Source organism: Brevibacillus sp. MER 51, assembly GCF_023714195.1.
Classification (GTDB): domain Bacteria; phylum Bacillota; class Bacilli; order Brevibacillales; family Brevibacillaceae; genus Brevibacillus.
In genome coordinates, this window is record NZ_JAMAUS010000012.1 from 1 (window position 1) to 12,345 (window position 12,345).

The 12,345-nt window shown below is 36.4% G+C and carries 17 protein-coding genes and 2 pseudogenes; 8 read left to right on the forward strand and 11 right to left on the reverse strand.

The features are described from left to right. Positions 1-128: 128 nt before the first annotated feature. The 8 genes from M3630_RS22575 to M3630_RS22610 all read right to left on the reverse strand — a co-directional run bounded on the left by M3630_RS22575 (position 129) and on the right by M3630_RS22610 (position 4,582). Positions 129-551: a hypothetical protein gene (locus M3630_RS22575; RefSeq protein WP_251253602.1), complete on the reverse strand. Its 423-nt coding sequence runs from the start codon at positions 549-551 to the stop codon at positions 129-131. Further along, on the reverse strand, positions 548-844 hold the full coding sequence (locus M3630_RS22580; RefSeq protein WP_251253603.1) for a hypothetical protein: 297 nt from the start codon (positions 842-844) through the stop codon (positions 548-550). Before M3630_RS22580 ends, M3630_RS22575 begins: the two co-directional genes overlap by 4 nt. A gap of 53 nt (positions 845-897) precedes the next feature. Beyond that, positions 898-1,290, reverse strand: a complete 393-nt coding sequence (locus M3630_RS22585; protein ID WP_251253604.1) for a hypothetical protein — start codon at positions 1,288-1,290, stop codon at positions 898-900. A gap of 211 nt (positions 1,291-1,501) precedes the next feature. Next, on the reverse strand, positions 1,502-1,753 hold the full coding sequence (locus tag M3630_RS22590) for a hypothetical protein (RefSeq protein ID WP_251253605.1): 252 nt from the start codon (positions 1,751-1,753) through the stop codon (positions 1,502-1,504). 1 nt (position 1,754) lies between these two features. Next, positions 1,755-2,903: a site-specific integrase gene (locus tag M3630_RS22595; protein WP_251253606.1), complete on the reverse strand. Its 1,149-nt coding sequence runs from the start codon at positions 2,901-2,903 to the stop codon at positions 1,755-1,757. A gap of 12 nt (positions 2,904-2,915) precedes the next feature. Continuing rightward, the gene (locus tag M3630_RS22600; protein ID WP_251253607.1) at positions 2,916-3,113 is read right to left on the reverse strand and encodes a helix-turn-helix domain-containing protein; all 198 of its coding nucleotides are present in this window, start codon (positions 3,111-3,113) and stop codon (positions 2,916-2,918) included. 153 nt (positions 3,114-3,266) lie between these two features. Then, on the reverse strand, positions 3,267-4,208 hold the full coding sequence (locus tag M3630_RS22605) for a replication initiation factor (protein ID WP_251253608.1): 942 nt from the start codon (positions 4,206-4,208) through the stop codon (positions 3,267-3,269). A gap of 233 nt (positions 4,209-4,441) precedes the next feature. After that, complete coding sequence (locus tag M3630_RS22610) at positions 4,442-4,582, reverse strand: hypothetical protein (protein WP_251253609.1); 141 nt, start codon at positions 4,580-4,582, stop codon at positions 4,442-4,444. A gap of 143 nt (positions 4,583-4,725) precedes the next feature. Here M3630_RS22610 and M3630_RS22615 point away from each other — a divergent pair, with 143 nt between their 5' ends. From M3630_RS22615 to M3630_RS22645, 7 genes and pseudogenes are all read left to right on the forward strand, one after another. Then, the gene (locus M3630_RS22615) at positions 4,726-5,466 is read left to right on the forward strand and encodes a LexA family transcriptional regulator (protein WP_251253610.1); all 741 of its coding nucleotides are present in this window, start codon (positions 4,726-4,728) and stop codon (positions 5,464-5,466) included. A 48-nt stretch (positions 5,467-5,514) separates the two neighbouring features. Continuing rightward, entirely contained in the window at positions 5,515-6,501 is a 987-nt protein-coding gene (locus M3630_RS22620) for a YaaC family protein (protein ID WP_251253611.1), read from the forward strand. A gap of 155 nt (positions 6,502-6,656) precedes the next feature. After that, positions 6,657-7,553: a glycerol kinase gene (locus M3630_RS22625; RefSeq protein ID WP_251253612.1), complete on the forward strand. Its 897-nt coding sequence runs from the start codon at positions 6,657-6,659 to the stop codon at positions 7,551-7,553. Positions 7,554-7,644: 91 nt separating this feature from the next. After that, entirely contained in the window at positions 7,645-8,391 is a 747-nt protein-coding gene (locus M3630_RS22630) for an NERD domain-containing protein (protein ID WP_251253613.1), read from the forward strand. 44 nt (positions 8,392-8,435) lie between these two features. Beyond that, entirely contained in the window at positions 8,436-9,074 is a 639-nt protein-coding gene (locus M3630_RS22635; RefSeq protein WP_251253614.1) for a restriction endonuclease, read from the forward strand. A gap of 470 nt (positions 9,075-9,544) precedes the next feature. After that, positions 9,545-9,802 carry a hypothetical protein gene (locus M3630_RS22640; RefSeq protein WP_251253615.1) on the forward strand — a complete coding sequence of 86 codons (258 nt, stop codon included), beginning with the start codon at positions 9,545-9,547 and terminating at the stop codon, positions 9,800-9,802. A gap of 66 nt (positions 9,803-9,868) precedes the next feature. Next, positions 9,869-10,234, forward strand: a pseudogene (locus tag M3630_RS22645) (restriction endonuclease); the annotation flags it as partial. Here M3630_RS22645 and M3630_RS22650 read toward each other — a convergent pair. The 3 genes from M3630_RS22650 to M3630_RS22660 form a co-directional block, all read right to left on the reverse strand. Continuing rightward, positions 10,223-10,495 carry a hypothetical protein gene (locus M3630_RS22650; RefSeq protein WP_232774389.1) on the reverse strand — a complete coding sequence of 91 codons (273 nt, stop codon included), beginning with the start codon at positions 10,493-10,495 and terminating at the stop codon, positions 10,223-10,225. The pseudogene M3630_RS22645 and the gene M3630_RS22650 overlap by 12 nt on opposite strands. Before the next feature lie 249 nt (positions 10,496-10,744). Beyond that, the gene (locus M3630_RS22655) at positions 10,745-11,155 is read right to left on the reverse strand and encodes a YjdF family protein (protein WP_251253616.1); all 411 of its coding nucleotides are present in this window, start codon (positions 11,153-11,155) and stop codon (positions 10,745-10,747) included. A gap of 343 nt (positions 11,156-11,498) precedes the next feature. After that, positions 11,499-12,029: a GNAT family N-acetyltransferase gene (locus M3630_RS22660; RefSeq protein ID WP_251253617.1), complete on the reverse strand. Its 531-nt coding sequence runs from the start codon at positions 12,027-12,029 to the stop codon at positions 11,499-11,501. 12 nt (positions 12,030-12,041) lie between these two features. Between M3630_RS22660 and M3630_RS22665 the strand changes: the two are divergent. Then, positions 12,042-12,317 (forward strand): annotated as a pseudogene (locus tag M3630_RS22665) (hypothetical protein); the annotation flags it as partial. Positions 12,318-12,345 lie beyond the last annotated feature (28 nt).

The following is a 12,345-nucleotide window of genomic DNA, read 5'->3' on the forward strand; positions in this document are numbered from 1 at the left end:
GACTTCATGTTTTTCTCTTTGATCCACTGCTTGATCTGCTCTTTTGACATCATAAAAATCTCCCAACCTTTCTAAGACTAATTGTAGTTTAGAGGTTGAGAGTTTACACAGAATATTTTACAGACTCCTTAGATTCCAAAATCAATATCATCTTCTTCTTTTTGATCGATTAGTCCTTCCTGTTCAGCGTCAACAACTATATTTGACCCCAAAGCATGCTCAATAAATTTCTTTACTACTTCAATATTTCGATCCTCATCATAAGGTGCTGCCCAGTTAATAGCCTTTCCGATGGAGTCTAAAATGGCCAACATATATTTCTGAAAAACATCATAATCAGCGTCCAAATCATGCTTATAATCGAGTGCACCTATTAAATGAGTAATTGCAGCTAACCTAGCATCTGAATTCCAGAATTTTTTGTCATCACCTTGTATTATTACAGATAAATTAACTCCGTCCTCATCTCCTGAACACGAAATACCAAAAGGCTTATTAATATCAAAACCATATTCAGATATTGTCGAAATAAACTTCTCTCTATTATTCATACTGGTATCTCCATCCCATCACGTATGTAATCTAAATACTCCCACTCAGCACTATCCAAATCTAATTGGTCGATAATGTCCCTTCTTTTGTCATAAAAACATATGGGTGAATTTAACAACGGTTTATATCGTAGAAGACACTCTTTAGCACGACGATGTACTTCTAAATCAGTAGCTCTAGTTAGATCAACCCCTACAATAAAATCGTGATAGGCAAAAAATAGTGGTTCAAATGAGCCGTCACAATCTAGATCTTCCATTGTTTCGAAGAAGATTGCTTGTTCTCTTGTCATTAACATCAATCATCCTTTCGATTAATCATGGGCTGCAATATAAACACATTATCTCAATTTTTTCTAAATTCCGTATTAGCGAATTCAATTCCGTAATGCCGAATTCTATTATTTCGCTCTCTACGCTTAAGTGCTGCATCTATTACCTCTTGACGTAGCTTAAGAGGATGGCATTCGGGATTTATCTTATAATAAGACGAACAATCCCCTTGACGCTCTATAAGCTCTCTTTTAGTGAAACTTTTGGCACCACTATGAAACCCAATAGCTCTTAATCTTCCAGAGGCTTCAGTAAATAAATGAGGCGTTAATCTGCAATTTTTTCTTAACTCTATTGCTTTCATTGCCACAATACCGTTTGTGGAATTATCCATCATATAATCAGCTAATTTAATAACGGAATCTTGTATTCTTTTTTGATAAAGTTCTTTTCTGTCGATCGGCAATTTTATCACTCCAATGTTTATTAACATAGTATTTTCAACTGACACTTCCCCGGAATAGCCCTAACTCTATTGCGTCCCTGCCAGCGCCTATAGCCCTGGCAGGGAACCCGATAAAGAAGCCTTCTTTAGTTGTATACGCAAGCAGCACTCTCATTCTGGATGGCGATTATACGTAAGGACACATTCGGTGAAGACGAAAAGCACATTAAGGTTACTCCCCAATCCCTAAATGTGGATCGTACTCTGTATCAAATACAGTTACTGGCCGAATACGAAGAATTTCTTCTTTACCCAAAACTATAACCCTGTTCAACCTTGTTCTATGGATGAATACAGCATCAAATGCCCCCATCCCAAGTTGCCTTTGTGTTCCTATAACTAGTGCCTTTTGTTCATTTGTTGGTTCAACAGATATTCCGATAAGCCTATGTCCTTCCCTTGTCTCAAACAACATCTCTTTCATTTTAATTCCCCATCTCCTCTTCTGAACTCTTCTGCATCAATGCCATATCGAACTTCTTTGCTGCTTCTTTCTGCATATCACTGGTTACATGACTGTACACATTCATCGTCATGGCTGCATTTGAATGACCAAGTCGTTCTGAAACAATTTTTACATGTTCCCCCAGTTTTAAAAGTATCGTGGCGTGGGTGTGACGTTGATCATGAAAACGAATCTTTGGCACTCTAGCCTTCTGGATAGTGCGTCGGAAATGTCCCGTGAGGCTTCTAGGATTAATTGGCTTCCCAATCTCGTTTGCTACTATTAAGTCGTAATCTTCGTAGATACATTCCATGTCTCTTTTGTGTTTCTCTTGTTCCAGCCGATGAGCTTTTAGTATCTCCACGACCGTATCTGGAATGGAAACCAATCGATTTGAACGACTTGTCTTAGGCTCTAAAAAATGAAATTGTTGATTGGAATAGTAAAGCGTTTGGCAGACACTAATTTTCCCCTGATCCAGATCACAATCCCTCCATCGAAGAGATAATATCTCACCTCTCCTTAGACCGGTATACAAAGCAAGCAAATAGACAATGTAGTAGGATTGGTTATCTTCTTTTGCCACTTCTAAAAAACAAACTGCTTCTTCAATTGACCATGTCTTTTGTTCTTTACGTCCGATTCTCGGTGGAATAGCAAGTTTAACAACATTTTTTGTAATGTTCTGTAATCTGACTTGATATGTAAAAAAGCTTTTTAAAATGGAATGTAGATACCGAATATACTCGGGTGACAATCCGTCTTTTATCAAAGTCAGATAGAACGATTGAATATGATCTGCTTGAACGTCTTTTAGTTTCAATTTGCCCAATGCTGGAATAATTCTTTTGACGATCGCCTTGGAGTAGTTATCATAAGTTGAAATACGCAAGGTTGATTGTAATATAGTGTTCAGCCATGCCTCCATAGCCTCCTGTACCGTCTTTTTACTTGGTTCTAGATAATCCCCTTTAGTTAATTGCGTGATCAATTCAGCGCACGCCTGTTCAGCTTCTCTTTTGGTTTTGAAACCACCTTTTGTCTTCTGATTTCTAGAGCCATCTGCCTTTCTTCCAATGTCCACTGTAAAAGACCAAAGACTGCCGCGCTTACGAAAGTATCCCTTCATGTTCTACTCCCTCTAGATGTACTGCTCATTTAACCACTTGAACAACGCTTCTCTTGTAACACGCTTGCATCGTCCTATACGAATTAACGGGAAACCCGACTTTTCCATAATTTCATAAGCAATTCTTTTGGAAACACCGATGATCTCAGCGATATGAGTCGCATTTAATACCAAAGGGTACTCTTCAACGTTCGTAGTCTTATTACTCATTGATTTTTCCTCCAAATCTGTATAAGCTAATCATTGAATAAGTATTTTTTTCTTCTACGTTCTTTCTCTTCATGGAAAGACGTATTTTTTTTGTCTAAACCAATCTCAGTCCAAGATTGAAATAACTTTGTTGTGTCCTCAATCGAATTGTGATTACCGATGGCGGCCACTGAAAGTAATATTCCTCTTCCTTGGTTTAAATAGCTGTTCTAAACTACCTTGTTTAACTAGTTCTCTAGTTAATGGTGATGCTTCATACTTCATGTCCGCTTTTTGAATGACTAACCATTTCCGTTTGATTTTCCAACGAGAAACGTTATTTGATGATGGCTGTCTAATCGTTAACCATTCATGGGTTAGATAAGCCCACAAATTATTCTCCTTTTCCAGCAACTCCTCAATGGTGTGAATTGAGAACTCTTTTAACACTTCTCTTCGCAGCTGAAATTCTACACGCCAGACATCTTTGTCATCATTCCATCCATGATCAAGCCAGATTTGTTTGAACCAGTCCTTTCCAGACTTTTGAATCTCCATCGTTTTATTGTAGATTCGCGCTAGCAATGGACCGCCAATCCCAACCCGGAAGCCACTGAACTTTCGACCGTTAGTGTACTCTCCACTAACAAAGCAATCTTCTTTTTTTCTTGCCCTGGTTATTACCCCTTTGCTGTCAATTTGCTTAAAAGTAACTGAATCACTATCGACGCATACATCTACACGTGATATTTGATTCCTGCAGTCCGAATCAGTTAAAAATCCAAGCCAATCAGTGAAATGTTTATATGCCCCTGCCAAACCAAATGACCAAATGTAGCCCGATAAAAAATGAACAAAAATGGGGGGATTCATACTTAATTCCTTGTCAGCAAAGAAAACAATAAAGTCATCACAAGATACCCTATAAGGGTAGAAGCGTTTTCCAGTGCGGTGAACTGTCAATGTTACATTGTTTAGCATCAAAGTCTGTTCAACCCCTGTTTCTTGTGCCTCCAGCTTTAATTTTTGAAAAACATCTAAAACAGGTCTTAGGCTAGATTCATAGTTTTCAACTTTTATACCAAATTCAAGTGTGTCAAAACCCTTTAGTATCAAGACTTCTACCACCTTTGGGTTGTAATTAGAGAGGGGCATGTTATATGGGTTGCCCCTTTGGCGAGAGGCTACTACGCCTCAGCCCTGACATGGAGCCTCTGCGAGTGTGCAGGACAAGGCTTAGCGGTCAAGCCAAGTGCGGGCTTGTCCGCTAAACCAGCCTGGCACATCTCGCCTCTCCATATCAAGGCCAAGCCAGTACTCCGCTTCGCTGCATACTGGTATCGGCTGCGCTACTTCGTTGCTTGCCGGGCTATCGCAATTTTTTCTAAAAGTTTTTTCTCAAGACCAATTTGAATAGCTCTTGATTTCGCTAATAATTGAATGTATTTTTCTATTTCAACAAAGCAAGAATCTATCTCATGGATTCGCAAAAAACTCCCCTCCTCCCGTTGATTAATAAGTAATCAAATGTTACAAAAAAGTAACTCTGAAATCATGGTATACTTTGTTTATGTTCTTGTCAACAATTGTGATAAAAAAATAAACACACTATTCATTATATGGAGTTGAATTTATGGGTTATTACGAGACTCTTATTGAAATGATCGGAAAATCAGGATTAACACTTCAAGAAATAGCAGATAAGTGTGAATCAATTTATGGAGTAAAAATTAACCGATCATATATAAGTAAGCTACAAACTAAAAAGCAGGCACCCGCGTCTGATGAGGTAAATGTAGCTATCGCAAAAGTTTGCGGAGGAGATGTAGAACGGTTTAGATATGAAGGATATATTGAGAAAGCTCCACCCTTTATTAAAGATTTCATAGGAGATTTAACTTCAACTTTAAAACGACAGGTTATATCAAATCTCGAGACTCTAATTACAGGAGAAGATTTAGAGAGAGTGACAACCGGATTAAATAACACTCCAGATATTGAATTGGTCAATAAAATTAGTGCAGCTTTAGATAAAGTACCAAATATGGATGCAGACTATTATAATGTTTCGAAACATGAACAGGAGTTAAAATTAACTCCTCTTTTTGGGGCAAAAATGAATGATGATTCTATGGAGCCTAGAATCCCTATTGGTTCAGTATTAAATTTGGTAAATCCTGATGAATTAAAAAACGGCGATATCGTACTAATTAGAGAATCTAATACATCATTTTTAGTAAGAAGGTATATTAAAATTAGCTCCGGAGTTATCTTTTTAAGCGATAATCCATCATTTGAACCAATTGAACTTCATGATTCCAATTTTGAAATTATAGCTAAAGTCAAGTCTGTCACAATCAATGTAACCAATTAATACTTAACGACAAGTGCATACTTGATGACAAATAACGAGGAGAGGAAAATGGGCACTATTATGTTGAAAAATTTAAGAAGTGAGTTTATGGCAAAAAAAATGCTATTAAAAAAAGCTGAATTCAATAGCTTAAATGTATGTGAAGAACTGATTGAGCAAAAAGCTAGAGGACTTTCTTTTTGCTTAAGAAATGCATTTGATTATTTCGCTCAGAGTGGCAGCCTTTCTTCTAGAGCATTATCAACATATTATGGGTATTTTTCATTACTAAGTGCAATTTGTATGGCTGATCTAACGAATAATGCGACGTTATCCTCTTTAGAAAAAGATACATCTTTAGGTCATGGAGCCAAAAGTTATGAATATGCCAATGAAGATTTTCCTCATTCTCTAAAGATATACCTTACTAACGGGGGATTTATTAACGCATTTAAAAAGTATGAAGGGGTTAATATCTCAAAATATGTGGTAGATAAAGGAGTTAAAAAAGTTCCAGAAGATGTTACTAAAGATGTTGAAGAAAAGTCCATATCTTTTTACACCTTATTAGAGAGAGTCTGTGAACTTCCTGATTTCACAGAAATGTCTGTTCTTTTTCATCAAATATTCGATGTCCTTCCTCATGGTATTCCTGTTCACTTACATGGTAATTCAATATCTGTTATTTCAGAGGAAACTATTAGGAAGATGCCTTATATTACAGAGTGGCGTTACAATAGTCATTTTGAACACTATGAAACAAAGATAGACTCAAGACTTACTCAAGTTATTCCCATTTACAAAAATACATTAGTTAGTGAATTATTCCCTGGTTTTTTCGATCCTTTTGTCCTGCATTTTTTAACTCTGTACTCTATAAGCATAATAGTCAGATATAAACCTAACCTCTGGCGCGAAATATCCGAAGGGAACTTAGAGTATTTTAAATTATTAATAAACAGCTATATTAGTAACATACATAATGTCTCTATGGAATTATCTCATAAAAGAATTATCGATTCCTTAGCCCCTAGATTACTTAGAGATATTAACTAGATAGTATTTTGAGGAAATCTGACCTAGTCGGGTTTCTTTTTTTGTCCGTTTATGGAGGTTTTGGTAGTTTTTTGATGAAATAAGGTAATTTGAACCGTTTTCTATCAAACAACATTTCAAGAACACTAAAATAGACTCATAATCAGGAGGTAAAGATGGGAAATCAGAAATACATCTCTACAACAGCACTCTCTAAGCTTATGAATGTTTCAACAAGTGAACTTTTTACATATCTAACCGATATTGGATGGATGGAAAGAGTTAATAATGCTTGGACACTGACAAATACGGGTAAAGACAAAGGCGGGCAATTTAGATCAGATTCGTTGAGAGGAACTTGGGTCGTTTGGCCTGACACTCTGATTCCAGAGCTTGAGTCTATGAAAGGCGGTAAGACGACTGAAACCAAATATGTAAACGCAACTGTATTGAGTCAAATTCTTAAGGTATCCAAGTTGCGTATTAATCCAATTCTTTCCGAACTAGGCTGGTTAGAGAGGGATAGAAAAGGGTGGATATTGACTAAATTAGGTGAAAGTATCGGTGGAAAACAATTAGAGTATGAAAAAACCGGCATTCCTTATGTAACCTGGCCTGAAAGTATTCTAAGCAATAAAAGCCTAATCGAGACGTTTAAGCAAATCAATGGAGAATTCATTGAGGAGAAGGAAGAATCGATTAATGAAATTGTTACAAGTTTTCGGGATAAATTTCAGGCTAAGCATAGAGCTGCTGATGGACATTTTGTCAGATCAAAAGCTGAGATGCTTATTGATAATTGGCTCTACATGTCGGAAATTGTCCATGCCTACGAGAGAAAACTCCCTATTGAAGAAGATGTATACTGTGATTTTTATCTCCCTGTAGGAAAGGTCTACATTGAGTACTGGGGCCTTGAAAATGATCCTAAGTATACTGAGAGAAAAAAATCGAAATTGGAAATATACCGGAAGTATGGATTTAATTTAATTGAGCTAACGGATACTGACATTCAAAACTTAGATGATGTTTTCCCGAAAAAGTTACTGAAATTTGGAATTCAGTCTTATTAGAACTGGAGCAAAATCCTAAGATGATATTACTTCTTGATTATTTAAATTTGGATCATCATCCAGCCTTACCCCTATTCAGGAGGAACTAAAAGTGATATACATTCTCTTTGCATGTCTCATTATTTTGGCCATTATATTAAAGCTACCAACTGTAAAAGGTTTTATTGGTGAAAAAGCCGCCCAAATGATTCTAAATAAACTAAATCGAGAAGAGTATCATACTCTAAACGATTTACTCGTACCTGACTCCAACGGAAAAACTACACAAATTGACCACGTTGTTGTATCGAAATATGGAATTTTTGTCATTGAAACAAAAAACTATACGGGCTGGATTACAGGCACTGAAAATAGCCAGTATTGGACACAAACAATCTATAAGCGAAAAGAGAAGCTATATAATCCTCTTTGGCAAAATAAAGGTCATGTAAATGCTCTTAAAGCCCTTCTACTCGAATTTGAAAACGCCCGTTATATTCCCATCGTGGCATTTACCGGAAGGGCTACACTTAAAGTTACCGTTTCCTCTGAGGTAATTTATCTAAGTAATCTTAACAAGACTATTAGAAAGTACAAACAACCTGTTCTTACACAATCAGACGTAATCAGCATTATCAAAAAGCTTTCTAATAACAATCTACAGGACAAAGCAACGAGAAAAGAACATGTAAAGACACTGCAAAATGAAAACCATAATCGAAATCAAAAAATACGCAATAACGTGTGTCCTTCTTGCAATGGAAAGTTGGTTGAACGAAGTGGAAAACATGGCAAGTTCACAGGCTGTTCCAACTATCCAAAATGCAAATTCATCCTAAAAGATCGCGTAGCAAGGTGACACCTTAAACAGCTATTGCATCAACCGAAAGGTCTGTAGAAAACATGGCAAAATGGTCAAAGAAAGACGTAAACAATCTTGTATCCTTGATTAATGCAATTCTGATAATTGGTTCGGTTAGTATAGGTTTTTACTTTAATCTGGGGATGTATTACTTTTTCGGCACCCTGTTTGGAAGTGTCCTTATATCGACTATCATCGGAAATTTCCTAGGGGACAAGACAAAAAAATCGAAGCCACCAAAGAAAAAACAAAACAACGGGAAAATTGGAAAACTTAATGAATCCGTTTCGGATGATGCACTTCTAACCTCCGATATTGATACGCTTTCTGGTACTGATTTTGAACGCTTAATGGAAAGTTATTACCGCGACAAAGGATATCAGGTTGAAAGAGTCGGTGGATCAGGAGACCACGAGGTAGATTTAATTCTCCAAGACAAGAAAGGTTATAAGATAGCTGTTCAGTGTAAACGTTGGAAAAAAAACGTAGGAAACGACATAGTCCTTCGCTTAAAGGCCGGCAAACAGGTTTACGGGTGTTATGATGCCTGGATCGTAACTACTAGCCATTTTACAAAGGCAGCTATACAAATAGCTGAACCACTCAATATCAAGTTAATAAACGGGGCTCAAGTACACGACATGATTACCCGTTGGCGGAAGGAAAAATTGAAAAGATAAAACATAGTCAGTAGGTGTCTCCTTTTGAAAAAATTTTTGTTTTCATTCATGTGGGTAATCGCAATGTGTATTGGTTTTTTACTAGCAGTAAGGTATCTCTTTTCTCATGTGTAACGAATATATTTGACCACATTTTTGACCACACAGTCGAGTAGCATGAGATGCCTAAAAGTAATATTAAATAACTTCAAAAGGCTCAAAACAGCACCTAAATACAGATTAGACGTTCATAATTATCACTAGTAAAAAGCATCCAGAAACGGCGCATGTGGAGTCAGTGACGCTCTTGACGTTGAAATAGGTGTTAAAGAAAAGGCTAAATTCCCTTGATGCAATGGGAGTTTAGCCTTTCTCATTTGAAATAGTAGGTTTCTTTTTTGTCGCTTTTCGGAGGTTTTGGAAATAATTTGGCGAAATAAGGTATTTTGAACTACTTAGCTACAAAATAGTTTCGTTTTTCAGAGGTAAAAATGGGTAATCAGAAATACATCTCTACAACTGCACTCTCAAAATTGTTGCATGTTTCTACGAGTGATCTTTTTTCATACTTACAAGAAATTGGATGGGAAAGAGTTAAAAATGCTTGGACACTAACAAATACCGGTACGAATAAAGGTGGACAATATAAATCAGATTCATTACGGGGAACTTGGGTTGTATGGCCTGAGACTATAATTCAAGAACTTGAATCGATGATTAGCTCAAAAACTACCGATACTAAATATTGAAATGCAACTGTATTGAGTCAGATTCTTAAAGTGTCAAAGTTGCGTATAAATCCAATCCTTTCCCAACTAGGCTGGTTAGATAAAACAGTTGGGAGTAGAGATTTCGGTGCCGATCTAGTTTTTAATGATCGTTCTGGAACAAGGAACGTCATCCAAGCTAAACGTTATTTTGAAAATAATCCAATTGGGATTAGTGCCATTCAAGAAGTTTATTCCTCCATGAGATTTTACAAAGCTAAGAAGTCTATCGTAATAGGGACTTCAAGCTTCACTACGTCTTGTGAGACTTTGGCAGGAATAAATCACGTTAAGTTGCTAGATCGTCAAGACTTAATTGAAATAATAGCTTTATTCAAGCAGGGAAACTTAAATTTAGAGATTGATGAGGGCGCTCCTGGTTATAAAATTAGACATAACGAACTATCTCTCTGAACTCTTAACGAACTTTATCATCAATACACCATCTTGCAGTTCGGCAGAATAACAATTTTCGTTTAAATTTTCAGTCGAATATTGATATTCGAGAATTGCATCTGCCATTTCTTGAGTGAATCTCCCCTTAAAATACGGTATATTTAGCTTCGTTCCAACTTGAAAATCTTCATCACAACAATTAGTATCAATGTGTTCTATTATCGTTTTAACTGGATCGCTTAAATCAGCCCATTTTAAATTACATTGATTATTCACCATTTTCTTCCTCCTTAAAATTATCTTTTCATTACATCACAAGTTAAGTCATAGGAGATGAACCCCCTACTTTGAGACAGTCTACAGAAGAACAAGGCAAGGACAATTACAGGAATCGTTTGCCCCTGCATGTCAAAATTCTCCCATCTAACAAGCTTTATAAACAGGGTTTTTTATATAAAAAAGAAGTGGGGCTACACCACTAAAAAAAGATGGTGATAGCCCACGTACTTGCATAAAAAACTATCCAAATTATTTACCACGATGCTTAGCTTTAGCTTTTTGAAGTCTTAATTCTCTTTTTCGCTCCTTCATTTCGTCTCTTTGCTGACGAGTGCATACTTTTTTCTCTATTTTTCTCTTCTCATACTCCAATTTCAAAGCCTCTTGAGCATAAGAAGAGATTCCTTTCATGCTTAGCTCGCGAGCCACTTGTCTGGCTAAACGCTTTGGATTAACCCTTCGGTCACAAGAGGTATTAATATCCACCTCTTGCGATAATTTGTTTGTGACTTCATGAATATTTTTCTGGATGAACTCCAGAATTTCATTATCCTTTGGTTCAGAACCAAATAAATATTTGCCTGCTTTTAACTTACCGAAATCATTTTCCTCTACAACACCTACCCAAAATTGACCATCATAGTAGACAGTCAGCTTCATAAATATTCCCCCTCAAAAAGTATTACGGGTAACGATGGACATCCCGAGGGGGGAAGGTTACTGACATGGACAAAATTATGACCATGCGTTCGGACTACCAACCGAACCGTGTTTTTTCGTTCCCGTTGCAATATTACTGGCTCATATTGTATCATTCATTCCCTGAAACTTCCACGAAAACGCCGCCCTAATACACGACTTAATATCGCCTTCATTCGTTAAACCCTTTCCTTTATTTTGACAGGAAGGTATTTTTCTATCATCCACCATTTCTTAGATGTTTTGGAAACTGAAGATCATATATTACATTTCAGAATCCTTCTTCACCTATGCTTCCTTTAAGTTAGTATGGAAAGGTATCTTCTATTATTGTTTTGGTATTGTTCTCCCAGTCTTCTCGTATCATTGCATACCCAACAGAATCAAATAATTGTCCGCCTTGTCTCCATGATCTACGGTTATAAGATTCTTTTACAAATCCGCTATTAAAGAACGTTTTTCTCATCGCAAAATTATCATATCTGGTATGACCTTCGATTCTAATAATATGAGTGTACTTATTGAATACATATGTACTTAACCAATTAAGGACATCCTTTGCTATTCCTTTGCCTCTAAACTTTTCTTTCAATCGCAAATCGAATAAACATATGGGATCCTCTAAATCAAACACTCTTATTAAACCAATTTTTGTATGATTATCCATGATCCAAAATGTTTGGTTTCCGTTTTCGTTATAATTTCCGTTGGCTACCTTTTCTCTTATAGACTCCTCAGTAGGATTCTCCTGTCCATGAAAACTCCATGTTTCTGATGTTAAAAATTCTACTAATTCATCAACCATTTTGTTTTCAAACTCTAAATATATGTACATCGTTCTCCCCCTTTGAAACATGATCCATATAGTCCAAGTCCGATTTTTAAAGACATCCAAGCATATAATCCTTGCACAAATAAAGATAATTCATCAAGTTATGATATGATAGCAAAGTATTTTCATTTCAAAAAGCTTGTCGATACAATTAGAGCTGATAGCATAGACACATAGGAAGACAACATAAACTTTCAAGTGAGCAGCGAGGTTTGTGGTGGTATGTTACTTTGTGCTACTTACGGAACAATCTATGCCAATAATAAGCTAGAAGTTACGCATAATTGTTAGTAAAAGAGTAACAGAAGACCTTGAGAAC

Excerpts from the sequence above, each read along its gene's own strand:
- M3630_RS22615 (WP_251253610.1), top strand. The coding sequence starts at position 4,726 with ATGGGTTATTACGAGACTCTTATTGAAATGATCGGAAAATCAGGATTA.
- M3630_RS22635 (WP_251253614.1), top strand. The coding sequence starts at position 8,436 with ATGGCAAAATGGTCAAAGAAAGACGTAAACAATCTTGTATCCTTGATT.
- M3630_RS22600 (WP_251253607.1), bottom strand. The coding sequence starts at position 3,113 with ATGAGTAATAAGACTACGAACGTTGAAGAGTACCCTTTGGTATTAAAT.
- M3630_RS22595 (WP_251253606.1), bottom strand. The coding sequence starts at position 2,903 with ATGAAGGGATACTTTCGTAAGCGCGGCAGTCTTTGGTCTTTTACAGTG.
- M3630_RS22620 (WP_251253611.1), top strand. The coding sequence starts at position 5,515 with ATGGGCACTATTATGTTGAAAAATTTAAGAAGTGAGTTTATGGCAAAA.
- M3630_RS22660 (WP_251253617.1), bottom strand. The coding sequence starts at position 12,029 with ATGTACATATATTTAGAGTTTGAAAACAAAATGGTTGATGAATTAGTA.
- M3630_RS22640 (WP_251253615.1), top strand. The coding sequence starts at position 9,545 with ATGGGTAATCAGAAATACATCTCTACAACTGCACTCTCAAAATTGTTG.
- M3630_RS22655 (WP_251253616.1), bottom strand. The coding sequence starts at position 11,155 with ATGAAGCTGACTGTCTACTATGATGGTCAATTTTGGGTAGGTGTTGTA.
- M3630_RS22625 (WP_251253612.1), top strand. The coding sequence starts at position 6,657 with ATGGGAAATCAGAAATACATCTCTACAACAGCACTCTCTAAGCTTATG.
- M3630_RS22580 (WP_251253603.1), bottom strand. The coding sequence starts at position 844 with ATGACAAGAGAACAAGCAATCTTCTTCGAAACAATGGAAGATCTAGAT.
- M3630_RS22590 (WP_251253605.1), bottom strand. The coding sequence starts at position 1,753 with ATGAAAGAGATGTTGTTTGAGACAAGGGAAGGACATAGGCTTATCGGA.
- M3630_RS22575 (WP_251253602.1), bottom strand. The coding sequence starts at position 551 with ATGAATAATAGAGAGAAGTTTATTTCGACAATATCTGAATATGGTTTT.
- M3630_RS22650 (WP_232774389.1), bottom strand. The coding sequence starts at position 10,495 with ATGGTGAATAATCAATGTAATTTAAAATGGGCTGATTTAAGCGATCCA.